The sequence below is a fragment of the Sphingomonas immobilis genome, assembly GCF_030580995.1.
In the GTDB taxonomy this organism is placed as follows: domain Bacteria; phylum Pseudomonadota; class Alphaproteobacteria; order Sphingomonadales; family Sphingomonadaceae; genus Sphingomonas; species Sphingomonas immobilis.
In genome coordinates this window covers 323023-345747 of record NZ_JAUQSZ010000003.1, presented here as the reverse complement: position 1 = coordinate 345747, position 22725 = coordinate 323023, and the positions used below count along the sequence as shown (strand labels likewise).

General features: G+C 67.0%; 23 protein-coding genes and 1 pseudogene. 16 read left to right on the top strand and 8 right to left on the bottom strand.

What is annotated here, in order from left to right; translation table 11 throughout:
* The coding region (locus Q5H94_RS06945) for an NAD(P)-dependent oxidoreductase (protein ID WP_304560504.1) at positions 1–481 on the top strand (481 nt) is incomplete at its 5' end.
* A 4-nt stretch (positions 482–485) separates the two neighbouring features.
* On the opposite strand, the gene Q5H94_RS06940 is transcribed toward Q5H94_RS06945, so the two are convergent.
* The gene (locus Q5H94_RS06940) at positions 486–1121 is read right to left on the bottom strand and encodes a peroxiredoxin-like family protein (protein ID WP_304560503.1); all 636 of its coding nucleotides are present in this window, start codon (positions 1119–1121) and stop codon (positions 486–488) included.
* An 83-nt stretch (positions 1122–1204) separates the two neighbouring features.
* Positions 1205–2071, bottom strand: a complete 867-nt coding sequence (locus Q5H94_RS06935; RefSeq protein ID WP_304560502.1) for a LysR substrate-binding domain-containing protein — start codon at positions 2069–2071, stop codon at positions 1205–1207.
* 266 nt (positions 2072–2337) lie between these two features.
* On the opposite strand from Q5H94_RS06935, the gene Q5H94_RS06930 reads away from it, so the two are divergent.
* The 7 genes from Q5H94_RS06930 (at position 2338) to Q5H94_RS06900 (ending at position 8764) form a co-directional block, all read left to right on the top strand.
* Positions 2338–3147 (top strand): ABC transporter permease, encoded by an 810-nt coding sequence (locus tag Q5H94_RS06930; protein WP_304560501.1) that lies wholly within the window; start codon positions 2338–2340, stop codon positions 3145–3147.
* Entirely contained in the window at positions 3147–3938 is a 792-nt protein-coding gene (locus tag Q5H94_RS06925) for an ABC transporter ATP-binding protein (protein WP_304560500.1), read from the top strand. Before Q5H94_RS06930 ends, Q5H94_RS06925 begins: the two co-directional genes overlap by 1 nt.
* A complete protein-coding gene (locus Q5H94_RS06920) occupies positions 3935–4567 on the top strand; it encodes a cysteine dioxygenase family protein (protein WP_304560499.1) in 633 nt (210 codons plus the stop codon). The genes Q5H94_RS06925 and Q5H94_RS06920 overlap by 4 nt, the downstream gene beginning before the upstream one ends.
* Positions 4564–5799, top strand: coding sequence for a rhodanese-like domain-containing protein (locus tag Q5H94_RS06915; RefSeq protein ID WP_304560498.1), 1236 nt, complete (start codon positions 4564–4566; stop codon positions 5797–5799). The genes Q5H94_RS06920 and Q5H94_RS06915 overlap by 4 nt, the downstream gene beginning before the upstream one ends.
* Before the next feature lie 20 nt (positions 5800–5819).
* Positions 5820–6908: an LLM class flavin-dependent oxidoreductase gene (locus Q5H94_RS06910; protein WP_304560497.1), complete on the top strand. Its 1089-nt coding sequence runs from the start codon at positions 5820–5822 to the stop codon at positions 6906–6908.
* Between the two features lie 112 nt (positions 6909–7020).
* Complete coding sequence (locus tag Q5H94_RS06905) at positions 7021–7959, top strand: ABC transporter substrate-binding protein (RefSeq protein WP_304560496.1); 939 nt, start codon at positions 7021–7023, stop codon at positions 7957–7959.
* Positions 7960–7963: 4 nt separating this feature from the next.
* The gene (locus tag Q5H94_RS06900; protein ID WP_304560495.1) at positions 7964–8764 is read left to right on the top strand and encodes a class II aldolase/adducin family protein; all 801 of its coding nucleotides are present in this window, start codon (positions 7964–7966) and stop codon (positions 8762–8764) included.
* Between the two features lie 71 nt (positions 8765–8835).
* Here Q5H94_RS06900 and Q5H94_RS06895 read toward each other — a convergent pair whose 3' ends face one another.
* Positions 8836–11253 (bottom strand): TonB-dependent receptor, encoded by a 2418-nt coding sequence (locus Q5H94_RS06895; RefSeq protein WP_304560494.1) that lies wholly within the window; start codon positions 11251–11253, stop codon positions 8836–8838.
* A gap of 319 nt (positions 11254–11572) precedes the next feature.
* Here Q5H94_RS06895 and Q5H94_RS06890 point away from each other — a divergent pair, with 319 nt between their 5' ends.
* From Q5H94_RS06890 to Q5H94_RS06880, 3 genes are all read left to right on the top strand, one after another.
* A complete protein-coding gene (locus Q5H94_RS06890; RefSeq protein WP_304560493.1) occupies positions 11573–12460 on the top strand; it encodes a fatty acid desaturase in 888 nt (295 codons plus the stop codon).
* Positions 12457–13260: a phosphate/phosphite/phosphonate ABC transporter substrate-binding protein gene (locus tag Q5H94_RS06885; RefSeq protein WP_304560492.1), complete on the top strand. Its 804-nt coding sequence runs from the start codon at positions 12457–12459 to the stop codon at positions 13258–13260. The genes Q5H94_RS06890 and Q5H94_RS06885 overlap by 4 nt, the downstream gene beginning before the upstream one ends.
* Before the next feature lie 110 nt (positions 13261–13370).
* Positions 13371–14708: an LLM class flavin-dependent oxidoreductase gene (locus Q5H94_RS06880; RefSeq protein WP_304560491.1), complete on the top strand. Its 1338-nt coding sequence runs from the start codon at positions 13371–13373 to the stop codon at positions 14706–14708.
* Between the two features lie 27 nt (positions 14709–14735).
* Here Q5H94_RS06880 and Q5H94_RS06875 read toward each other — a convergent pair whose 3' ends face one another.
* Positions 14736–16514: a fatty acyl-AMP ligase gene (locus Q5H94_RS06875; RefSeq protein WP_304560490.1), complete on the bottom strand. Its 1779-nt coding sequence runs from the start codon at positions 16512–16514 to the stop codon at positions 14736–14738.
* Positions 16515–16631: 117 nt separating this feature from the next.
* Between Q5H94_RS06875 and Q5H94_RS06870 the strand changes: the two genes are divergently transcribed.
* The 5 genes and pseudogenes from Q5H94_RS06870 to Q5H94_RS06850 form a co-directional block, all read left to right on the top strand.
* Positions 16632–17183 carry a regulatory protein RecX gene (locus tag Q5H94_RS06870; RefSeq protein WP_304560489.1) on the top strand — a complete coding sequence of 184 codons (552 nt, stop codon included), beginning with the start codon at positions 16632–16634 and terminating at the stop codon, positions 17181–17183.
* Positions 17184–17237: 54 nt separating this feature from the next.
* The gene (locus tag Q5H94_RS06865) at positions 17238–17825 is read left to right on the top strand and encodes a cold-shock protein (RefSeq protein ID WP_304560488.1); all 588 of its coding nucleotides are present in this window, start codon (positions 17238–17240) and stop codon (positions 17823–17825) included.
* Between the two features lie 6 nt (positions 17826–17831).
* Positions 17832–18317 carry a DUF192 domain-containing protein gene (locus Q5H94_RS06860; protein ID WP_304560487.1) on the top strand — a complete coding sequence of 162 codons (486 nt, stop codon included), beginning with the start codon at positions 17832–17834 and terminating at the stop codon, positions 18315–18317.
* Positions 18318–18358: 41 nt separating this feature from the next.
* Complete coding sequence (locus Q5H94_RS06855; RefSeq protein WP_304560486.1) at positions 18359–18751, top strand: NADH:ubiquinone oxidoreductase subunit NDUFA12; 393 nt, start codon at positions 18359–18361, stop codon at positions 18749–18751.
* Positions 18752–18795: 44 nt separating this feature from the next.
* Positions 18796–19176: pseudogene (locus Q5H94_RS06850) on the top strand (DUF2155 domain-containing protein); the annotation flags it as partial.
* Positions 19177–19211: 35 nt separating this feature from the next.
* On the opposite strand, the gene aat reads toward Q5H94_RS06850, so the two are convergent.
* The 4 genes from aat to Q5H94_RS06830 form a co-directional block, all read right to left on the bottom strand.
* Entirely contained in the window at positions 19212–19970 is a 759-nt protein-coding gene (gene aat, locus Q5H94_RS06845; RefSeq protein ID WP_341850097.1) for a leucyl/phenylalanyl-tRNA--protein transferase, read from the bottom strand.
* Positions 19967–20680, bottom strand: coding sequence for a ParA family protein (locus Q5H94_RS06840; protein WP_304560485.1), 714 nt, complete (start codon positions 20678–20680; stop codon positions 19967–19969). The genes aat and Q5H94_RS06840 overlap by 4 nt, the downstream gene beginning before the upstream one ends.
* Positions 20681–20756: 76 nt before the next feature.
* Positions 20757–21137: a hypothetical protein gene (locus Q5H94_RS06835; protein WP_304560484.1), complete on the bottom strand. Its 381-nt coding sequence runs from the start codon at positions 21135–21137 to the stop codon at positions 20757–20759.
* 92 nt (positions 21138–21229) lie between these two features.
* Positions 21230–22621, bottom strand: a complete 1392-nt coding sequence (locus Q5H94_RS06830) for a DNA polymerase Y family protein (protein ID WP_304560483.1) — start codon at positions 22619–22621, stop codon at positions 21230–21232.
* Positions 22622–22725 lie beyond the last annotated feature (104 nt).

The window sequence follows — 22725 nt, the reverse complement described above, 5'->3', positions numbered from 1 at the left end:
GCGCGCGGCGGCGCTGGGCGCGCGCGTAGTGGCGACGCGGCGGCGCGGCGGCGGGCTGGAGCCGGGCGTGCGGCTGCTCGACAGCGTCGAGGCGGTGGTGGCTGAATCGGATCACATCGTCGTGGCGGTGCCCGCTACCGCCGAGACGCGCGGGCTGTTCGATGCCGGGCTGCTGGGGCTGGCGAAGAAGGGGGCGCACCTCATCAACGTGGCGCGTGGATCGGTGATCGATCAGGAGGCGCTGATCGACGCGCTCGATGCCGGGCCGCTGGACTTCGCGACGCTCGACGTCACCGAGCCAGAGCCGCTGCCCGAGGGGCACGCGCTCTACACGCACCCCAAGGTGCGGCTGACGCCGCATGTCTCGTCCAATTACATGCTGGTGCGTGACCGGCTGGCCGACAAGATCATCGGCGATATTTCGCGTTTCGCGCGTGGTGAAGCGCCGAGCGACGTGGTGGACCGCGCGCTCGGCTACTAAGGCTTCAAGCCGCCGCGCGGACCCGGGCGACTTCGGGCAGTGCGGCCAGCACGACGTCGGCTTCGGGCCGGTCGAGCCAGTCAGGGCTGGCCGCGACGAAGCGGACGCGCGCGTCGGGGCCGAGGATCAGGATCGTCGGCTGCGGCAAGGCGGGGCGCTCAACGCCGGGGATCGCGCCGGTGTCGGTCTCGAAAGCGATGCCCAGCCGGTCGGCGAGCGTCCCTTGAGGATCGGCGGCGAGTTGCAGCGACAGCCCCTGCCGCGCGCGCAGCGTCGCATCGACCGGCGTCTGCGGGCTGATCGCCACCAGAGGGATGCCGGCTTCTCGCAGCACCGATGACAGGTGCCGGTCGTAATGGGGCAGCGCGATGTTACAGGCGGGGCAACCGCCGAAGCGGTAGAAGATCAGCACCGCCGGTCCGCGCGCAAGGAGCTGGTCGCGGCCGATCGCCTCGCCGTCCTCGCCGATCAGGGTGAAATCCTCCACCGTATCGCCAACCTGAACATGCGCATGCGCATCGTAGCGGCGGACGAGATCGGCGCGCGTCCCCACATTTTTCGCCAGTTGTTCGGGCGACCAGTCGCGCTCCCGCTGTGCATGGAGGGCGGCGAACTGGGCGGCAAGGGTTTGCTGGGTCATGCGCGGGCTCCTTGGGATCGTCCACGCACGGTAAGGGAGCCCGCGGTCCGCGCGGAAACGAGAAGGCGGTCGCGACCGATGAGTTATGCCAATACTGGCTCCCGCACCGGTTCCTGCAGCGCCAGCACCGTCTCGCGCGCAAGATCGGCGAGGCGCTGCGTGGCGACATCGAGTCCGTCCGCCGCCTGCAGGATGCAGGCGACCCTGGGCAATTCGGGCAGGCGCGGGTCGTCAAGCGGTGCCACGTCCTTGAGCAGCAGATGCGTGCGGCAGGTGAGGCCGAGCCCGGCCTGCACGGCCGAGCGCAACGTCGTGAGGTTGGGCGTCTCCACAGTGATCCGGTAGGGTCGCCCCGCGTCGTCGAGCGCGCGGATCGCCGCCTCGCGGAAGCGGCAGGGCGTCTCGAGCACCGCCAACGGCAGGACGCCGCGATCGACCAGCGCGGCATCGCCGTACCAGCTCATCGCCGCGGTCGCGATGCCGAGTGGATCGGCGGCGGCACCGAAGCCGAGCACGATATCGAGCTGGCGCCGTTCCAGCAGCCCTTGCAGTTCGGCGGTGCCGGCAACGCGGGCATAGATTTGCGCATCGGGATGCAGTTCGGAGAATTGCGCGAGCAGGCCGGTGAGCAACGTCTCGGCGAAGTCCTGCACCATGCCGACGCGCGCGGGACCGGCGAAGCGGCCCGAGCTGACGGCCGCCACCGCCTCGTCGTGCAGGCTGAGCACGCGGCGTGCGTAGTCGAGCATCATGTCGCCGGCCGGCGTCAGGCTGAGGCGGCGGCCTTCGCGCAGGAATAGCGATTGCTGGAGCAGCTCCTCGAGCCGTTTGATCTGGAGGCTGAGTGCCGACTGGGTGACGAACACCTGTTCCGAGGCGTTGAGCATCGATCCCGAATCGACGATTGCGACAAAGCTGCGCAGCAGCGTCGTCGGCAGGTTGACCGGCATTCCATCGCCCCTTTTATCGCGTCCCCCGCGTACTCCTTGGCACCCGGCGCGCCGACCTTACGCGCGTGAAATAATCCTATCTAGTTAGTAGGAATTGTCCGATTGCAACTTATTCTTTCTACGGTTGCAAGGGCAGGAAAATCGGCGGTTTTACGAGACAAATCGGGCCTTATGAGTTTCTGCAATATACCGGGGCCGGAAACTCGATTGAAGCAGTAGGAATTATCCTGTTCCCTCAGTGCTCACCAAAGACGAGCCTTGATTTCATGACTGCTCTCGCCATTCCCCGACCGCATTTTGCCGCGCGCCTGACAGGACAGGTCGTGTCGGCGCGCTGGTTCTCGCCCGTTGCACTGTTGTTGCTGTGGGAGCTCGGCTCGCGCACGGACGTCATTCCCGAAAGGACGCTGGCCGCGCCATCCAAGGTGCTGGCGACGCTGGCCGGGATGATCGTCTCGGGCGAATTGCCCGCGAACCTGCTGGTATCGTTCTGGCGGGTCGCGGCGGGGCTTGGGCTCGGCGTCGGCGCGGGGATCGCGCTGGCGCTGGTCGCCGGCCTTTCTCGATCGGGCGAGGCGGCGGTCGATCCGCTCATGCAGATCAAGCGCACCATTCCGGTCGTAGCCTTGTCACCGCTGTTCATCGTCTGGTTCGGTATCGGCGAGACGACCAAGATCGCGCTGATCGCCTTCGCCACCGTCTTTCCGGTCTATCTCAATCTCTATTCCGGCATCCGCGGCATCGACGCGCGCCTGATCGATGCGGCGCGCAGCTTCGGGCTGACGCAGCGCGAGCTGATCTGGAACGTCGTCCTGCCGGGCGCGCTGCCGTCGCTGCTGGTGGGCCTGCGCTACGCGCTGACCATTGCGGTCATCATGCTGGTGATCGCCGAGCAGATCAACGCATCAGCCGGGCTCGGCTACCTCATCAACAACGCGCGGGATTTCATGCGGACCGACATCATCGTCGTCTGCCTGATCGTCTACGCCTTTCTGGGCCTCGGCGCGGACTGGCTGGTGCGCGGAATCGAGAAACGCGCCCTAGTGTGGCGCCCCAGCATCGTGGAGCAAGCGTGATGGATGCACGTCGCGGATTCCTGCTGGCCGAGGCGGCCGAGCATCTTCCTCCCGTAGTGCCGGTCGAGCCCGTCGTTCGGCTGCGCGATTTCACGCGCCGCTTCGGCGAGAACACGATCATCCATGGCCTCGACCTGGAGATCGCGCCGGGCGAGTTCATCGCACTGCTCGGCCGCTCGGGATCGGGCAAGACGACCTTGCTGCGCACGCTCGCGGGCCTCGACGATGCACGTGGTCAGGACATCACCGTGCCGGGATCGCGCGCGGTCGTCTATCAGGATGCGCGGCTGCTGCCGTGGAAGAAGGTGTGGCGCAACGTCGCGCTCGGCCTGCGCGGCGGGAATGTCCGCGAGCGGGCGGAGAAGGCGCTATCCGAGGTCGGTCTCGGTCACCGGCTCGATGCCTGGCCGCTGACGCTGTCGGGCGGCGAGGCGCAGCGCACGGCGCTGGCGCGCGCGCTGGTGCGCGAGCCGCAATTGCTGCTGCTCGACGAGCCCTTCGCCGCGCTCGACGCGCTGACGCGCATCCGTATGCACGAGCTGGTGCTGTCGCTGTGGCGTGCGCACGCGCCGGCCGTGCTGCTCGTCACGCATGACGTCGACGAGGCGATCGCGCTGGCCGACCGCGTGCTGGTGCTCGACAGCGGCCGGATCGTCGCGGAGGAGCGGATCGCCGCGCCCCGCGGGGAGCGTGACGCGCTGGTGCCCCGGCTGCGCGACACGCTGCTCGGCCATCTCAAGGTTGCGCCGTCTGATGGCGGGATCGTGCGGCTGGCGAGTGCGCGGGCATGAACGCCGTGACCGCCATCGTCGCCGAGCCGGACGCCGCCCGCGAGGCGGACACCGCGCCGCTGCGCGGCTTCGTCACCAGCTTCGCCGAACTGCTGAGCGCGACGCGGCACGAGCATGAGATCCTCGCCACCGGCTCCGCCTTACTCGCGCGGCTCATTGCGCGCGACGACTGGCTGCCCGACGCCTATGTGCAGCCGAGCGCGGAGCGCTATCAGCAATATCTGCTCCACTGCGACAGCCGCGAGCGCTTCAGCGTCGTCAGCTTCGTGTGGGGGCCGGGCCAGTCGACGCCGGTCCACGACCACCGCGTCTGGGGGCTGGTCGGCGTGCTGCGCGGGGCGGAGCGCGTGCAGCGCTACCAGCGCACGCCGGACGGTGCGCTCGCGCCGCATGGGCAGGAGGTGGTGCTGGAGGCCGGGCGGGTCGATGTCGTCAGCCCCAAGATCGGCGACATCCACCGCGTCTCGAACGGCCGCGAGGACGGGCCCTCGGTCAGCATCCATGTCTACGGCGGCAATATCGGCGCGGTCGAGCGCGCGACCTTCGCCGAGGACGGCAGCCCGAAACGCTTCATCTCGGGATATGCGAACGCCGCGATCCCCAACATCTGGGACCGATCGACACGATGAGTAAAGCCACCCCTCTGGAGGTTCGCCAGGCACTGCTCGCTGGTTCGGAAATCGCGCTGATCGACGTGCGAGAGGAAGCCGAATTCGCGCTCGGCCATCCGCTGTTCGCGGCGCAATTGCCGGTGCGGCGGATCGAGGCGGAGGCGCGCTGGCGCATCCCGCGCCTCGACACGCCGATCGTCGTATACGACGCGGGCGAGGGGCTCGCGGCCGATGCGGTCGAGAAGCTCGAGGCGCTCGGCTTCACCGAAGTGCGCCTGCTCGACGGCGGTCTCGCGGGCTGGAAGGCGGCGGGGTACGAACTGTTCGAGGACGTCAACAGCTACTCCAAGGCGTTCGGCGAACTGGTCGAGCACAATCGCCACACGCCATCGCTGCCGGCCGAGGAGGTGCAGGCGCTGATCGACGAGAAAGCCGATATCGCCATCCTCGATGCGCGCCGCTTCGACGAATATGCGACGATGAGCATCCCGACCGGGCAGAGCGCGCCGGGCGCCGAACTGGTGCTGCGCGCGCGGGCGGCGGCGCCCGACCCGGACACCACGATCATCGTCAATTGTGCGGGCCGGACGCGCAGCATCATCGGCACGCAGTCGCTGATCAACGCGGGGCTCCCCAACCGCATCTTCGCGCTCCGGAACGGCACGATCGGCTGGACGCTGGCGGGGCAGAGCCTCGATACCGGGCGGCAGCAGGCGGCGCCCGATCCGGAAGGCGAGGGCGTCACGGAGGCGCGCGCCACGGCGCGGCGCGTGGCATACCGCGCGGGCGTGAAGCGCCTGAGCTGGGCCGATCTCGACGTGCTGAAGGCGGATAGTGCCCGCACGCTCTACCTCTACGACGTGCGCCAGCCGGCGGCGTTCGAGGCGGGGCATTTGCCGGGTTTCCGCAACGCGCAGGGCGGGCAGCTCGTGCAGGAAACCGATCATTATGCGCCGGTGCGAGGAAGCCGCATCGTGCTGTCCGACGATCTCGGCCCGCGCGCCGACATGACCGCGTCGTGGCTCGCGCAGCTCGGCTGGGAGGTTTTCGTGCTCGACCACGCCTTCGACGGCGTGCTCGAAACCGGCCCGGACGGCGCACCGCCGCCGCGCGGGCCCGAGGGCCGCTACAAGCGCCCCTACGAGGGCACGGACAACAAACAGGCCGCGATGCAGGCCTATCTCGATTGGGAATACGGCCTGGTCGCGCAGCTCGAACGCGACGGCACCCACGGTTTCTACGTCATCTGATTTCGCAAGGGAGGCTCGACATGAGCGTCAATTTCATCGGGTATATCGGGTTCAACAACGGCTCCGAAACGCAGGCGGCGGTGCGGGATCGCGGGCTCGACAAGGACTATGTCGAGGCGGCGGCGAAGGCGCAGGAGGAGGGCGGCTTCGACCGCGTGCTGATCCCGTTCGGATCGAACAGCCCGGAGAGCCAGATCGTCGCCGCGCACGCCGCCGCGATCACGACGAAGCTCGGCTTCCTCGTCGCGCACCGGCCGGGCTTCACCGCACCGACGGTGGCGGCGCGGCAGCTCGCCACGCTCGACCAGCTTTCGGGCGGGCGCGTGGCGGTCCACATCATCACCGGCGGTGCCGATGACGAGATGGCGCGCGACGGCGACACCGGCACGCACAAGGCCGAACGCTACGTGCGCACCGACGAATATCTGACGATCCTTCGCCAGGAGTGGACCGCCGCGCAGCCGTTCGACCACAGCGGGCGCTTCTACGAGATCCGCCAGGGGTTCAGCGCGATCAAGCCTGACAACCTGCCGGTGTTCTTCGGCGGATCGTCGGACGAGGCGATCGAGGTGTCGGGCAAGCATGCCGACGTCTACGCGCTGTGGGGTGAGACGATCGAGGGCGTGCGCGATACGGTGCGCCGCGTGCGCGCATCCGCCGCGCGCTACGGCAAGCGGCCGGGCTTCTCGCTGTCGCTGCGCCCCGTGATCGCCGATACCGAAGAGGCGGCGTGGAAGAAGGCCGACGAGATCGTCGAGCAGGTTCGCGCCAATCGCGAGGCGGCCGGACTGCCGACGAGCGGCCACCGTCCGCCCAACGCCGGATCGCTGCGCCTGCTGGAGACGGCGAGCGCGACGCGCCGCGACACGCGGCTGTGGACCGGCGTCGCGCAGCTCACCGGCGCGGCGGGCAATTCGACTGGCCTCGTCGGCACGCCCGAGCAGGTTGCCGAGGGGATGCTCGATTATTGGGATATCGGCATCGATCATTTCCTGATCCGCGGCTTCGATCCGCTCGGCGATGCGATCGATTACGGGCGCGAGCTGATCCCGCTGGTGCGCCGCAAGGTCGCCGACCGCGAGAGGCTCTCGCTGGCATTGGCGGGCTAAGCGCGGGATGCGCTTGCCCCCAATCCCGTTCGGGCTGAGCCTGTCGAAGCCCTGCACTTCCTTCGACGGTCATGAAGAAAGACAGCCCTTCGACAAGCTCAGGGCGAACGGATTGGGGGCAGTGCTTCTCGCCGTCGCGACGTTAACCGCTTGCGGCTCGCAGAAAGCGGATGTGCTGCACGTCGCCAACCAGAAAGGATCGACGCGGGCGATGATGCTCGCGGCGGGTGTGCTCGACGGCGCGCCTTACACGGTCGAATGGTCGGAATTCCCCGCTGCGCAGACCTTGCTTGAGGCGGTCAGCAGCGGCTCGGCCGATCTCGGCCTTGCGGGCGATGCGCCGTTCATCTTCGCGTACCAGAGCGGCAGCCCGATCAAGGCGGTCGGCGCGCTGGCAACGGCGGGGCGACCGGCCGATGCACTCGCGGTCGTCGTGCGGGAAGGGTCTCCGCTGCGTTCCGTCGCTGATCTTGCGGGCAAGACGGTGGCGACGACGCGCGGTTCGATCGGGCATCATCTGCTACTGCAGGCGCTCGAGCGCGCGCATATCCCGGCGAGCCGCGTCAAGGTCAGCCTGCTTGCGCCGAGCGACGCCAAGGCCGCGTTCGACAGCGGCGCAGTCGATGCCTGGGCGAGCTGGACGCCGTATACCAACATCGCGATCAAGGAGGGCGCGCGGGTGATCGTCGATGCGAAGGACTACGACCTGCCGGTCGCCTTCGACGTCGCCAATGCCGCCGCGATCACGCCGAAGCGCGCGCTGATCCGCGATTTCCTGGCGCGTGAGGCGAAGGCGCTCGACTGGGCGCGCGCGCATCCCGAGGCGTATGCGCAGGTGCTGTCGCGCGAGACCGGGCTGCCGATCGACATCGCCCGCGCGAGCTTCGACCGCAACAACCGCACCGCGGTCGCTATCGCGCCCGCCGTTCTCGCACACGAACAGGCGATCGCCGACCGCTTCGGTCGCGCGGGCCTGATCGCCCCCACACGGCCGATCGCGGAGGCGTTCGACGCCAGCGTCGGCAGCGGCCTCTTCAAGACTCAGGAGTGATATCATGGCGACTTTGCTTAAGGACTTGGGGTTGAAACCCACGGTGCCGGACACCGTCAGCGATGCCGAATGGCAGGTGCGTGTCGATCTCGCGGCGTTCTACCGACTAGCGGCGTGGCATGGATGGGATGATCTGATCTTCACGCACATCTCCGCGCGCGTGCCCGGGCCCGATCATCATTTCCTGATCAACCCATACGGACTGGCGTTCGAAGAGATTACTGCGTCGAGCCTCGTCAAGGTCGACCTCGACGGCAATCTGATCGAGCCGGGCGAGTACGGCATCAACTATGCCGGCTACGTCATCCACTCGGCGATCCACGGTGCGCGCGACGATGCGCATTTCATTGCGCATTTCCACAGCCCGGACGGTATGGCCGTGTCTGCCCATAAAGAGGGTTTGTTGCCGCTCAACCAGCGCGCGCTCGGGCTGATCCCGCGGCTGAGCTATCACGATTACGAGGGCGTCGCGCTCAACCTCGACGAGCGCGAGCGGCTGGTTGCCGATCTCGGCGACACCAAGGTGATGCTGCTGCGCAATCACGGCACGCTGGCGCTGGGCGCGAGCCCAGGCGAGGCGTGGACCAACATCCAGCAGCTTGAGACCGCCTGCACCGCGCAGGTTCGCACCCTCAGCATCGGCCGTGAGAACGTGCTGCTGGCGCCGCAGGAAGCGCAGGACGAGGTCCGCCGCCAGATGCAGCGTCCGCGCAACCCGCTGCAGGGCGAGCGATCGACATCGGATCTGGTGTGGGCGGCCGCGCTGCGGAAGGCCGAGCGGCACGTACCCGGCTTCGATGCCTGATTGACGATTTTCCCGAAAGGCTCCCGCCTGAACCTGGCTCCGATCCCCGGCGGGATCGGAGCCTTTTTCGTTCAGTATTTGAAGCTGGTCTTGAAGAAGATCGTGCGCGGCGGGTTCTGCGCACCCTGCAACAGGATCGTCCCGGCGTAGGGGCCGGCGCGGATGCCCGCACCGACCGGGGTGAGCGACGAGAAGTAGAATTCGTCGGCGAGGTTGCGAGCGGTCAACGTGAAGTTCCAGCGATGATCCGCCGTCTCGAAATCGACGAAGGCGTTGGCGTAGCCGTGCGCAGGGATCTGATATTGCGCGGTGTTGAGCGTGTCCGAAAAATAGGACGTCATGTAATTGCCGCTCGCGCCGAGCTTCAGCGTGCCGTGGTCGCCCAGCGGGATCGTCCAGGTCGCGGAGGCGAAATATTGCCATTGCGGCTGCGATGCGAATTGCTTGCCCGTGTAATTATACGCCGGCACGGTGCCGAGTGCAGGCGCCGAATAATCGTCGAAGCGAGTCTTCAGATACGTCACGTTGAACGCCAGCGCGAGATTGCGCGTAGGCTGCCCGGATGTTTCGAGTTCGAAGCCGGTCGTGTGCGCCGCAGGCGCGTTGCCGCGCGTGCTGACGTACGTCCCGGAGATAGGACTGAAAGCCGATACGCCGGTCTGCAGATTGATATAATCGTTGTAGAAGCCGGTCGCGTTGATGCGCAGCCGGTGATCGAACCAGTCGGTCTTGAAGCCCGCCTCGTACGTGTTCACCGTCTCGGGGTCGTAGGGCAGCGCGGTCGCGAGCGTCAGCGCGCGGTTGTTGAATCCGCCCGCGTCGAACCCTTTGGCATAGCTGGCGAAGGCGAAGATCGTCGGCGTCACCTGGTATGAAATGCCCGCCTTGGGCGTGAAAGCGCGCCACGTCTTCCGGTTGAGCACGCCGGAATTGTTGAAGTTCACCTGGCTCGTGGCGACGTTGATGCCGAGTGCAGGGATCGCGCCGCCGGTTAGCACCTGTGGATAGAGGGTGGGGTCGATACGGCGGCCGTCGAGGTCGTAGTTCACGCCCTGAAAATCGAAGCCGCGCGTGATGATGATGTAGCGCCCGCCGGCGGTCAGCGTGAGCTTGTCAGTCAGGTGGTAGTTCGCCTGCAGATACGCGGAATAGTTGCGCGTGATCGTCTTGCCGATCTGGTCGAAGGGTGCCGCTGGCAGGGCGGTGTCGCTCGCCGGCAGACCGGTGACATAGCCGATGCGGTCGCTGCGGAAATCCTCGAACAGATAATAGAGGCCGGCGGTGAAATCGAAGGCGTTCCAATTGCCCTGGAGCTGGAATTCCTGGGTGAACGACTTCTGCTTGTAGGTGATGTAGTTGTCGGCGAGCTCGACCGGCCGGGGCTGGGCGGAATTGTAGGGCAGCTTCGCCTGGCCGTCGTTGTTGTAGTTGACGGGATCTTGCACGAACCCGCGCAGCGCGGTGATCGAGTGGAACGACAGGTGGGAATCCACATCGTAATCAATCCGACCGCTGACCCCGCCCGAGCGCGACTGGTTGATCGGATAACGCCCGGCATAGCTGACGTTGGGCTGGTAGGCCGAGAACGACGTCGGGCTGTAGAGCGTGCCGCCGGTGATCGCGCCGAGGCCTGACAGCGCCGGGTTGGTCGCGTTATAAGTGGTCGCGGTATATTGCGCGGCCTGCGAATGATCGATCGTGCCGTCGGCGGCGAGCGTGATCTTCAGCGTCGATGTCGGCGTGAAAAGCAGCTTGATGCGCCCGCCGGTTGTGTTCTGATCGTTGACGTAGAGCTTCTGCGTCGGGTTCCAGGTGTAGCCGTCGTGCTGATCGTGCGCGATGGCGAGGCTGGCGGCGAGCACGCCCGGCACGATCCCGCCGGCGATGTACCCGTGCGTGTTGACAGTGTTGAAGTTGCCGTAGCCGATATCGCCGCTGGCCTCGAGCGTGTCGCCCGGTGTGCGCGTGACGTAGCGGATCGCGCCCCCCGCCGAGTTCGCGCCGAACAGCGTGCCTTGCGGCCCGCGCAGCACCTCGACACGCTCGACGTCGGTCAGGTCGGACATGCCGTTGATCGCGCGCGGCAGATAGACGTCGTCGATATAGACGCCGACGGTGGGATCGAAGATCGGATCGCTGTTGCCGATGCCGCGGATGAAGAAGGTGTTGGTGAGCGGCGTGATGCCCGACGGCGCGGTGTAGAGGCCGGGGATCTGCCCGGCGAGATCGCGTGTGGTGACGACGTTCTGCGTGGCGCGGAATTCCTCGCCGATGACGCTGACTGCGACCGGCGTCGATTGCAGCCGCGTTTCCTTGCGGGTGGCGGTGACGATGACGTCGTGGCTGGTGTCGGCTATATCGTCGGCAGCGGGTTCCGCAGCGGGAGCCGGCGCGGGCGGATCAGCCGCGAACGCCGGGCTGGCGATGCCGCCAAGCGCGGTCGCGAAGGCGAGGGCGTACAGGCTGGAAGTCGAAGGCAGGCGCGTCATTTTCGGTGTTCCCCAGATCGAATGGATGCAGGCGCTGATGTCGCGCCAATACCCATCAATTCGATAGGATAAAGGGGGGGCGGGCAATTGAGTTCGGCAAGGATTCCGTTTGAGATTTCTCAAGCGAACGGCGTTTCAGAACAGGTCCGAAAATATACAAACTGTTGCCACAACACGTATATTTCTCTCGCTACAAGGTCTCCTCCCCTCGGCGGGTTGGAAAGCAAAACTTGGCCTCGCGCAAATCCGCGTCATCTTGCATATCCCATCGATACGGTAGAGATTAATCGACCGTTCCATAGGGAAGGACGAATTTCGCATGGCGTCACGGCGCGGTCGTACCGAGTGGGCAACGCTGGCCGTCGCCGCCGCGATCTATGGCGGCTGGCTGGCGGCGACCTATTGGCACGCCGCGTTGCCGACGCCGTTGCTAGTGGCGATCGGCGCGTGGCTGATCGCGTGGCACGGATCGCTGCAGCATGAGACGATCCACGGCCATCCGACGCGCATCGCCGCGATCAACCGCGCGATCGGCTTCGTGCCGATCGGCCTGTGGCTGCCCTATGCGCTCTACGAGCGCAGCCATGTCGCGCATCACCGCAGCGGCGCGATCACCGATCCGGCACACGATCCTGAATCGCGCTACGTCGCGCGGGCCGGGGGTGTCGTGTGGCTGGCGGCGCGGGCGCAGTCGACGTTGCCGGGCCATATCCTGATCGGGCCGTTTGTGGCGGTGGGCAGGTTCCTCGCGGGCGAGGCGCGGCGCGTGGCCGTCGAGCCGGTGCAGGTAGCCCGCGATTGGCTGCCGCATCTGGCGGGCGTGGCACTCATTGTGCTGTGGCTCGATCATGTCGGCCTCGGCATCGGGGAGTATGTCGCGACCTTCGTCTATCCCGGCATGGCGCTGACGATGGTGCGGTCCTTCGCGGAGCATCGTGCCGGGCTCGGCACCGCCGGCCATGCCGCATCGGTCGAGCGGGCGGGCCTGTTCGGGCTGCTGTTCCTCAACAACAATCTTCACGTCGCGCATCACGAGCAGCCGGGGCTCGGCTGGCGCGAGCTGCCGGCCTATCACCGCCGTCACCGCGCGCGGCTGACAGGCGAGGGAGCGATCCTCTACGCGGGCTATGGCGAGATCGCGCGGCGCTTCGCGTGGCGCCGCCACGATGCGCCGTTGCACCCGGCCTACGCGGAGGAAGCAGCGTGAGGATCGCCTCGCTCGGCATGTACGTCCAGGCGCGGCAGGAAGTGGCGAACGATGCGCTGTGGGCGGCGCTCGCCGAGCGGCTGCGCGCGCGCGGCGTGGCGGACGTGCCCGAGCGGCTCGAGCGGCGGCGTGCGGTACAGGACGTGTGGCGCGATCCGGATCTGCTGTTCGGGCAGATCTGCGGCTTTCCGCTGGTCAGCAATCCTGCGCTGGGGCTGCAGGTGCTGGGCGTGCCGGTCTATGATGCGCCGGGGTGCGAAGGCGGGCGGCATCGCAGCCTGATCATCGCAAGAGCCGATGATGCGGACGGGATCGTGGCGTATCGCGGCCGCCGCGCCGCGATCAACGGGCGCGATTCCAACACCGGCATGAACCTGTTCCGCGCGCTGATCGCCGGGGAGGCGGGCGGCGAACCCTTTTTTGCTGACGTGCGTGAGACCGGCGCGCACCGGCAAAGCATCAGCGCCGTCATCCTCGGCGAGGCCGATATCGCCGCGATCGACGCTGTGACCTATGCCGCGACGCTGCGCGGGGAGCCCGAACTTGTGCCCGCGCTGCGCATCGTCGGCGAGACGGCGGAAAGCTGGGCGCCGCCGTTCGTGACAGCGGCGGGGACGGACGCGGATACCGTCGCGGCGCTGAAGGCTGCGCTGGCGGAGGTGATCGCCGATCCCGCGCTGGCCGGAGAGCGCGAGGCGCTGTTCCTGCGCGGCGTCGTGCCGGGCGACCTCGAACGCTATCTGCCGCTGCGCACGCTCGAGAGCGCGGCGGCGGCGGCCGGCTATCTGGTGCTGCACTGAAACGCGCCGGCGCTTTGCAGAATATCATCAGCGGTTGAGCAGAACGCGTTCGTCGTCACGCCACCGCGTTCGTACATCCGCAGCATCCCAATTTCAGCGAGGCAATGGTCATGACGCAGGCGCGCAAGCTCAAACTCGGCTTCATCCTTCATGGCGTGGGGCGGACCTGGAACGACTGGCGGCACCCGGACAAGGACGTCAACGCGAGCACCAATTTCGCCTTCTACAAGGAGCAGGCGCAGCTTGCCGAGCGCGGCAAGTTCGACTTCGTGTTCGTCGCCGACAGCCTGTCGATCACCGAGAAATCGAGCCCGCACTATCTCAACCGTTTCGAGCCGATCACGATCCTGTCGGCGCTGGCCGGGGCGACGAGCCGGATCGGCCTCGTCGGTACGCTGACCGTCAGCTATTCGGAGCCGTTCAACGTCGCACGCCAGTTCGCCTCGCTCGATCACATCAGCGGCGGGCGCGCCGGCTGGAACGTGGTAACGTCCTGGCTGGGCGATACCGCCGCCAATTTCTCCAAGACCGAACATCCCGCGCACGACGTCCGCTACAAGATCGCGGCCGAATATCTCGACGTGGTGCAGGGCCTCTGGGACAGTTGGGAGGATGACGCGCACGTCGCCGACAAGGAGAGCGGCGTGTTCGTCGATCCCGACAAGCTCCACCGGCTCGACCATCGCGGCGACTTCTTCCACGTGCGCGGTCCGCTCAACATCAAGCGCGGGCCGCAGGGCCAGCCGGTGATCTTCCAGGCGGGCGCGTCCGACGACGGCCGCAACTTCGCCGCGCGCCGTGCGGAGGCGATCTTCACGCACGCGCCGACGTTCGAGGACGGGGTGAGCTATTACGGCGACGTGAAGGAGCGGGCGCGCGGGTTCGGCCGTGACCCGGAGGCGCTGTTCATCCTGCCCGGCATCACCCCAATCATCGGCGACAGCGATGCCGAGGCCGAGGCGCGCTACCGCGAGCTGGCCGCGCGGGAATCGCTGGAGAGCGGCTTCGGTTTCCTGTCGCGCACCTTCAACGACCATGATTTCCGCCAGTACGATCTCGACGGACCGTTCCCCGACGTCGCGCATATCGGGCGCAACAGCCAGCAGAGCAGCAGCGACCGCATCCTCGCGGAAGTGCGTGCCGAGAATCTGACGCTGCGGCAGGTGGTCGAACGGCTGGCGACGCCGCGCGGAGCGTTCGTGGGATCGCCCGAGACGGTCGCGGACACGCTGCAAACGTGGTTCGAGGGCGGAGCGGCCGACGGGTTCGTGGTGTTCGAGGCGCTGCCGGGACAGCTCGCGCTGTTCGTTGAAAAGGTCGTGCCGATCCTGCAGGCGCGCGGGCTGTTCCGCGAGGACTATGAAGGCGTCACGTTCCGCGACAGCCTCGGCCTGCCGGTGCCGGTGAACCGCCACACCGCAAAGCGCGAGGCGCGCGTCGCTGCGTAAGGCCCGGCACGCCGCCGGGCCTTACGGTCAGGCGGCGATGTCGTAGGGCTTGATCTCGCCGTTGAGGTAGAGGTTGCGCGCCTTGGCGCGGCTGAGCTTGCCCGAGGAGGTGCGCGGCAGCGTGCGCGGCGGGATCAGTTCGATCACGCAGTTCATGCCGGTGACGGAGCGGACGCGCTCGCGGATCTCGTCGCGCAGGCGGATGCGCTCGGCCTCGTCGCTGCTGCGGCACTGGACGAGGACGGCGGGGGTCTCCTCACCGCCCGGCGTGGTGATCGCGAAGGCGGCGATGTCGCCGGCCTTGAAGCCGGGAAGCTGCTCCACCGCCCATTCGATGTCCTGCGGCCAGTGATTGCGGCCGTTGACGATGATCATGTCCTTGGCGCGGCCGACGATGTAGATGTAGCCGTCGCTGAGATAGCCCATGTCGCCGGTGTCGAGCCAGCCGTCGACCATGCAGGCGGCGGTCGCTTCGGGATCGCGGAAATAGCCCTGCATCACCGACGGGCCCGAGCACCAGACCTTGCCGATCGCGCGTTCGGGGAGCGGCGTGCCGTCCTCCTCGCGGATCTCGACCTTCATGTCCTTCACCGGCTTGCCGCAATTGACGATCGCGCGGTAGCGCTGCGGCCGGTCCTGCCCGGCCGAGACGCCGGAGAGCTGCGTTTCCTCGACCAGTTCGACGCGGATGCCCTCCGACGGCGGCATGATCGAGACGGCGAGAGTGGCCTCGGCGAGGCCGTAGCTCGGAAGGAAGGCGCTCGCCTTGAAGCCCGCGTCGGAGAAGGCATCGACGAAGCCCTGCATCACGTCGGGGCGGATCATGTCGGCGCCGTTGCCGGCGAGGCGCCAGCGCGTCAGGTCGAAACGTTCGGACGCCTTGGTCTGGCTCGACATGCGGCGCGCGCAGATATCGTAGCCGAAGGTCGGTGAGTAGCTGATCGAGGTGCCTTGATTGCGGCTGATCATGTCGAGCCACGCCAGCGGGCGGCGCGCGAAATCCTCGGTCTTGAGGTAATCGGCTGAGACCTGATTGGCGATCGGCGAGAGGAAGCAGCCGACCAGCCCCATGTCGTGATACCAGGGCAGCCAAGAGATGCAGCGGTCGCTCTGGACGAGCTGCATGCCGTGCGCATGCGCGGCGAGATTGTTGAGCAACTGGTGATGCGTGATCGCGACGCCGTGCGGGAAGCGCGTCGATCCGCTCGAATATTGCAGATAGGCGATGTCGGTCGTGGCGGCGGCGGGGAGTACGGCCTCCGGCGCTTCACGGGTCGCAAACTCGGCCCAATCGATGCCGGTCACGCCGCCGAGGCGCGCGGCCTCGCCAGCCATCTGCGCCAGCTCGGGCGGGTAGACGAGCATCGTCGGGTCGCAGCTCGAAAGCTGGACGCGGAGCTGTTCGATATAGGATTCGCGCCCGCCAAACGAGGTCGGCAGTGGCAGCGGCACCGGCCATGCACCGGCGTAGATGACGCCGAAGAACAGCGCAGCGAATTCAGGGCCCGTCTCCGCGACCAGGGCGATGCGGTCCTCCGGCTTCGCGCCGCTCGCGATCAGGCGGCGCGCCATTGCCAGCGCGTCGTCGCGCAGTTCCGAAAAGGGATAAGGGCGGACCAGCGTGCCGCGCGCGTCGTGGAAGTTAAGCCCGCGCATGCCCATTGCTGCGTAATCGAGCGCTTCGCCGAGCGTGTCGAACGTCGCGAAACGACGATCGAGCTGGTCTTCCGTGGCGGTTGCAACCGGGACGGGCTTCTCCGCCGGTGCCTTGGAACCCGCCCCGAAACCTGCAATGTCTGTCGTCATTATCGTCTGCGCCCTTGATTGCGGCTTGTATTCCCGTCGTAGCCGCGAACTAAGCGAGCACCCCAGTTGCCGCGAAGCTTCCAAAATCGTGTCCGACTGTGGCACAATGATGGCGCAATGTCCCAGCCCTATCAACAACGGCGCAAAGGCGCGGAAAAGCGGCCGATTCCGCCGCTCGACGGGCCCGCGCTCGAACGCCTCGCGCTGCGCTATGTCGAGCGGTTTGCGACGACGCGCGCGCGGCTGGCGTCGTATCTCGTGCGCAAGATCCGTGAGCGCGGCTGGGAAGGGGAGGCGGCCGATCCGGCGGCGCTGGCCGAGCGGCTCGCCGGTCTCGGCTATATCGACGACCGCGCCTTCGCGGAGACGCGCGCCACCGCGATGTCGCGGCGCGGGCTGGGGCGGCGGCGCGTGAGCGGCGCTCTGCGGGCGGCGGGGATCGGCGCGGAGGACGCTGAGGCGGTAGCGCCGGGGATCGCGGCGCGATCGCTGGAGGCGGCAATGGCATTCGCACGGCGGCGGCGCATCGGGCCGTTCGCCGATGCCCTCGCGGACCGTCCGCTGCGCGAGAAGCAAGTCGCGGCGATGATCAGGGGTGGTCACGATTTCGAACTTTCGCGCAAGATCGTGAACTTGTCGCCCGGGGAAGCTCTCGAATATTACGAGTGATCTTTTGCGACAGAATATTTCGTGTTAAACCCGTCGTCTGGGGGAACGACAGTGATGCGTGCAGAGACTTTTCCCGACGCGGAAGTCCGGGAATTGCAACAGGTTGACGAACGTCCGTCGCGGAGCGGCACGGAGCCGCATCCCTATAGCGGCACCGTGAAGTGGTTCGATGCCACGCGCGGCTTCGGTTTCCTCGTCGCCGACGATCCCCAGGCAGGCGATATCCTGATTCATTTTTCCATCCTGCGCGCGCACGGCCGCCGCAGCCTGCCGGAGGGTGCGCGCATCGAATGCCTCGCCGTCGTACGCGACCGCGGCATGCAGGCGACCGAGGTGCTGACCATCGATCTGTCCGACGCCGTGGAGCCGCCGGTGCGCGAGCGTCCGGTGACCGACCGCGTCGACCCGTCCTCGCTGATCGCCGACGCCGGCCCACTGGAAGATGCGACGGTCAAGTGGTTCAACCGTCTGAAGGGCTATGGCTTCCTGATCCGTTCCAGCAACGATGCCGACGTGTTCGTGCATATGGAAACGCTGCGGCGCGCGGGCATCATCGACGTCGAGCCCGATCAGCCGCTGCGCGTACGGATCGTCAACGGCGCCAAGGGGCCGCTTGCGGTGCTGGTCGAACCAGCCGAATAAGCGGGCATGAAGCGTTTGGCGGCCGCGGTTGCGGCGACCCTTATCCTGTTGTCAGGCTGTGATAGCGCGGCCCCACCCAAGGCCGCCGACGCGCCTGCGAAAGTCGCTGTCACCATCAGCGGCGTCAGCGGCAAGCACGTCTTTACCGTCGAGCGCGCACAGACGGCGCCCGATCAGGCGCGCGGCCTGATGTTCCGCACCGACATCCCGGCCGATGGCGGTATGCTGTTCCACCCGTATCCGCCCGACGGCGGCGCGCCGAAGGCCGCCAGTTTCTGGATGAAGAACACGCCGAGCCCGCTCGACATCATCTTCATCCGCGCCGATGGCACGATCGCGCGCATCGCCGAGAACACGCCGCCCTTCTCCGAAGCGCAGATACCATCGGGCGAGCCGGTCGCGGCGGTGCTGGAGATCCGCGGCGGCCGATCCGCCGACCTCGATATCGCAGAGGGTGATACAGTACGCTGGCCAGGCTGGCCGAAGCGTTGATGGCGGTTGATGCCGCCCGCGCCACAGGCTAAGCGGGCGGCATGGGCATCAACCTCAATCCATTCACGTGGTGGAACGGCGCCACCTGGGGCACTATCATCGGCCTGTCGGGCAAGACCCGCGTCGGCGAGGATACGCTCGGCAATGTCTATTACGAAGGCGGCAAGGATACCGCCGGCAACCCGCGCCGATGGGTGATCTATGACGGCCCGAACGATTCCAGCCGCATCGCGCCAGAATGGTTTAGCTGGCTACATCATCAGGTCGATGACGTACCCGAGCGCGCCTTGCCCGCGCCGCGTGCCTGGCAGAAGCCGGCGGTGCCCAACCTGACCGGCACCGCGCTCGCCTATCGCCCGCCCGGCGCGCTGGAAAAGGGCGGCCACCGCGCCGCCGCGACCGGCGATTACGAAGCCTGGACGCCGGAGCCGTGAACGCCCGGCTGCCGGCTGCGGCGGCGTTGCTCGCGGTGCTGGCGATGGGCGGTTGCGACAAAGGCGGAGCGCCGAAGCCGGCACCGACCGAGGCCACGCCCAGAACCGCGCTCGACGAAGAAGGCGGACCGAGCGACGTCGTGACGGTCGATGTCAACCACGACGACGATCCCTCCTTCGGCGCGACGCCGATGGCGCAGCGCGTTGCGGTGCTCGGCCTGCTCAACAAGCGCAACGGTGTGGCGCGCGAGGTGACGCTGAAGCCCGGCCAGGCAGTGCGCGTCGGCGATGCCATCGTCCGCCTGCGCGCCTGCGAACAGACCGCGCCGTGGGAGCAGGACCATTATACCGGTGCGTTCGTTCAGCTCGACGTGCGCGGGCTCGATGACAAGTGGCGGCGGTTCTTCTCGGGCTGGATCTACAAGGAGCGGCCGTCGCTCAACGTCGTCCAGCACCCGATCTACGACGTGTGGACCAAGAGCTGCGCGATGACTTTCCCGGAGGGCGGACCCAATTCGGTGTCGGCCGGGGACGACAAGTCCGCCAAGCGATCGAGCGCGAAGAAATCGGGCGACGAGGGCGACGACACTCCCGAACCATCGACGCCGACGCCCTCCAACGCCGCAGACAATACCGTCAGGTAGTCCGCGCGGCTGATCTCGACCGCGCCGAGCGAGGCGAGGTGATCGGTCATGAACTGGCAGTCGAGCAGGGTGAAGCCGCCCGTGCGCAGGCGTGCGACGAGCCAGGCGATGGCTACCTTCGAGGCGTTGGTCGCGCGGCTCACCATGCTCTCGCCGAAGAAGGCGCGCCCTAAAGCCAACCCGTAAAGGCCGCCCGCGAGTTGGTCGCCGTCCCACACCTCGACCGAATGGGCATGGCCGAGCGCGTGCAACTCGCCGAAGACGCGCTCGATCTGCGAGTTGATCCAGGTATCGGGCCGGTCGGGTGCGGATTCGGCGCAGAGCGCGATCATCTCCGGGAAGGCCTGATCCACCGTCACGCGGAAGCGATCGGCGATAATCACTTTCTTCAGCGAGTGCGAGAGGTGGAAATCGCCCAGCGGCAGGATCGCGCGCTTGCGGGGTTCGACCCAATAGACGCTGTCGGCGTCGCGGGCGTCGGCCATCGGGAACACGCCGACCGAATAGGCACCGAGCACGAGCTGCGGATCGAGCGGGGGGATTTCCGTACCGCCTGATCCGTGCCCATTCCTCATGCAGCCAGGCGCTTCTCGATGGCGCGCCACAGGCCGGCAAAGGCCTGCGCGCCCGCCGATTTGGGCGAGAAGCTGCCGAGCGGGGCCCGCTTGCTCGACATGGATTCGATCGCGCTCGCCATCGGAATGACGGGCCAGTCGGGATGTTCGGCCAGCGCGGTCGCGTGGAGCTTGCGCCTGCGGTCGACCATCGAATGGACCGGCATGAGATGCGCCTTGGCACCGAGATGCTTCACCACTTCGGCGAAGGCGCGTTCCGACAGCGGCGAGGGGATGACGGGCACGACGATGAGATCGGCCGCGCGCATTACCTGATCGCTGGTCTCGGTAAGGCCGGGCGGGCAATCGAGGATGATGCGGTCGTATTGCTTGCGCAGGCCCGTCAGCAGCTTCTGCAGGCGCTTCTTGCGATCGAGTTCGTGGAACAGCACGTCGAGGCCGCGTAGCGAGGCGTCGGCGCCGATGATGTCGAGCCGGTCGAACGCGGTCTTGCGGACCAGATCTTCCGGGTCGGCATCCTTGGAGAACACCGACTGGGCGGTATCCTTCGCCTTGCCCTGCGCGAGCAGGTACGTGCTCGCCGCCTGGGCATCGAGATCCCAGAGCAGGGTGCGCCGGGCGGATTGCTGCGCGGAACTCCAGGCGAGATTGACCGCGAGCGTCGTTTTACCGACGCCGCCCTTCAGGCTGTAGATCGCGATCGTCGACACGGTGGCTCCCCCATTGCTGCCCGCCATTATCGGGCCGAACGCGGGGCGCGGCAAGCGGCCGATTGTTACGCCCGAATCAGGCCTTGCACGCCTGCGATGGCTTGCCGGGCGAGGCGAGGGTGATGCCGCCGGTGCTGCCGGTCAGCTCATAGCCGTCCGCCTTGTAGGGATCGCCGGCCTTCTCCGCCACGAGCTTGGTTGGGCTGCCGGCCTTGTCGGCCTTGACCAACACCTGCTTGTCGCCCTGGAAGAACGACACGACGGCAAGGCTCTGGTCCTTGCAGCGGAAAGTGACTTCCTTCGTCATCATCGGCGGCAGCTCGACCTTGCCGCGCTTGGCGAGCTCGGCCGCGTTCGGATCGGCAGCGGTCGAGCTGACGACGATCGGCTTGCTTTCACCGCAGGCGGCGAGGGTGACGAGGAGAAGGGCGGCGGGGGGGAGGAGCAGAGTTTTCATGGGTGGGTTGCTTCGCGCATGCGAAACTTTGCGTCAATACTTGGCCTTTGAGGCCGTGAAAAATATTCTGCATAGCACCATTTCGGCCCTTTTCATTCGTGGAATTCGTCGAGGTCGGGGATGCGGCCGAACGCGATCTTGGTGCCGACGCGGTCGACGCGCCCGCCATAATGCGGGCCGAGCATCACGGCGTTGCGGCCAAACTTCTCGTTGATGCGGTCCATCGCGCGGCTGAGCGCGAGCGTGCGCGTCTCGCGCGCCAGCGGATCGTCGGGATCGAGCAGGCCGAACAGCGAATCCTGCTCGCCCGCGACCGGCTCGATCTCCGCCAGCGTCACCCCGATCATGCGGATCTGGAAATCGCCGGGCCGGGCCCGTCCGGCGGTGACGAGGCGCGGATAGATCTTGTCGAGCGCGGCGAGCACCTGAAAACTGTCCTGCGTGGCGGGCAGCTTGACGGAGGTGCGCCAGGTCGATTTGTCGTCCTCGAACCGGGCGTGGAGCACGAGCAGGCGGGCGCGATACTGCTTGCGGCGCAGGCGGCTCGCCGCCTTCAACGCGAGGCGGCGCGCAGTAAGGCGCACCGGCTCTACCCCGCGTTTGCCGGGCGACAGGACGTGGCTGTGGCCGATGGTGCGGCTCTGCGTCGCCTTCTCGGGCAGATCGACGCCGTGGAGCAGATACCAGAGCCGGTCGCCGTTAGTGCCGCCCCAGGCGGTGCCGGCGTCGCGCGGGCGGCGTTCGCAGAGTTGACGGATGTCGTTGATACCTTCGCGGGCGAGGCGGCGCTCCATCTTCGCGCCGATGCCGGAGATATCGCGCAACGGCATGGCGTAGAGCCGCTGTGGCAACGTCTCAGCCTCCAGCACGACAAGGCCGTCGGGCTTCTGCATGTCGGAGGCGAGCTTGGCGAGCAGGCGGTTCGGGGCGATGCCGATGCTGCTGGTCAGGCACTCCCCGACACGCTCGCGGATGCCTGCCTTGATGCGGTGCGCGAGCGCGACGGCGGCCTCACGGCTGTTTTCATTGTCGAGCAGGCGGCAGGCGACCTCGTCGATCGAGCAGACCTTTGTGACGGGGATGTGCTTCCAGACTTCGGCGATCACCGCGTCGTGGAATTCGACGTATTTCTCGTGGCGAGCGGGAGTGATGACGAGATCCCGGCACAGCCGTTTCGCTTCCCACACGGGCGTGCCGGTCGAGATGCCGTAGCGTTTGGCCTCGACCGAGGCAGCGATGGCGACGGTCGTGTCGCTGTCGACCGGCGCGACGAGGACCGGGCGGCCCCGCAGCGCCGGATTCAGTTGCTGTTCGACGCTGGCGAAATAGCTGTTGAGATCGAGGAACAGCCAGCGGAGCGGCCGAGGCGGCAGGACGAGACCCGACTCGGAAGGTAACGAAGGTAACGCATCTCTACCCCGAAAATGCGACGAACCGAGTGCGTCGGCAGGTGCCGGGGGCCGACTCGGGACGGGCGCGGGCATAAACATGACGGAAGAACATTATCAGAACATTGGCCTGTAGGACAGGGCTGCTCGATTCAACCGCTTGTTCGCAAAAGATTATATTACGGTCACAGAACGATCCC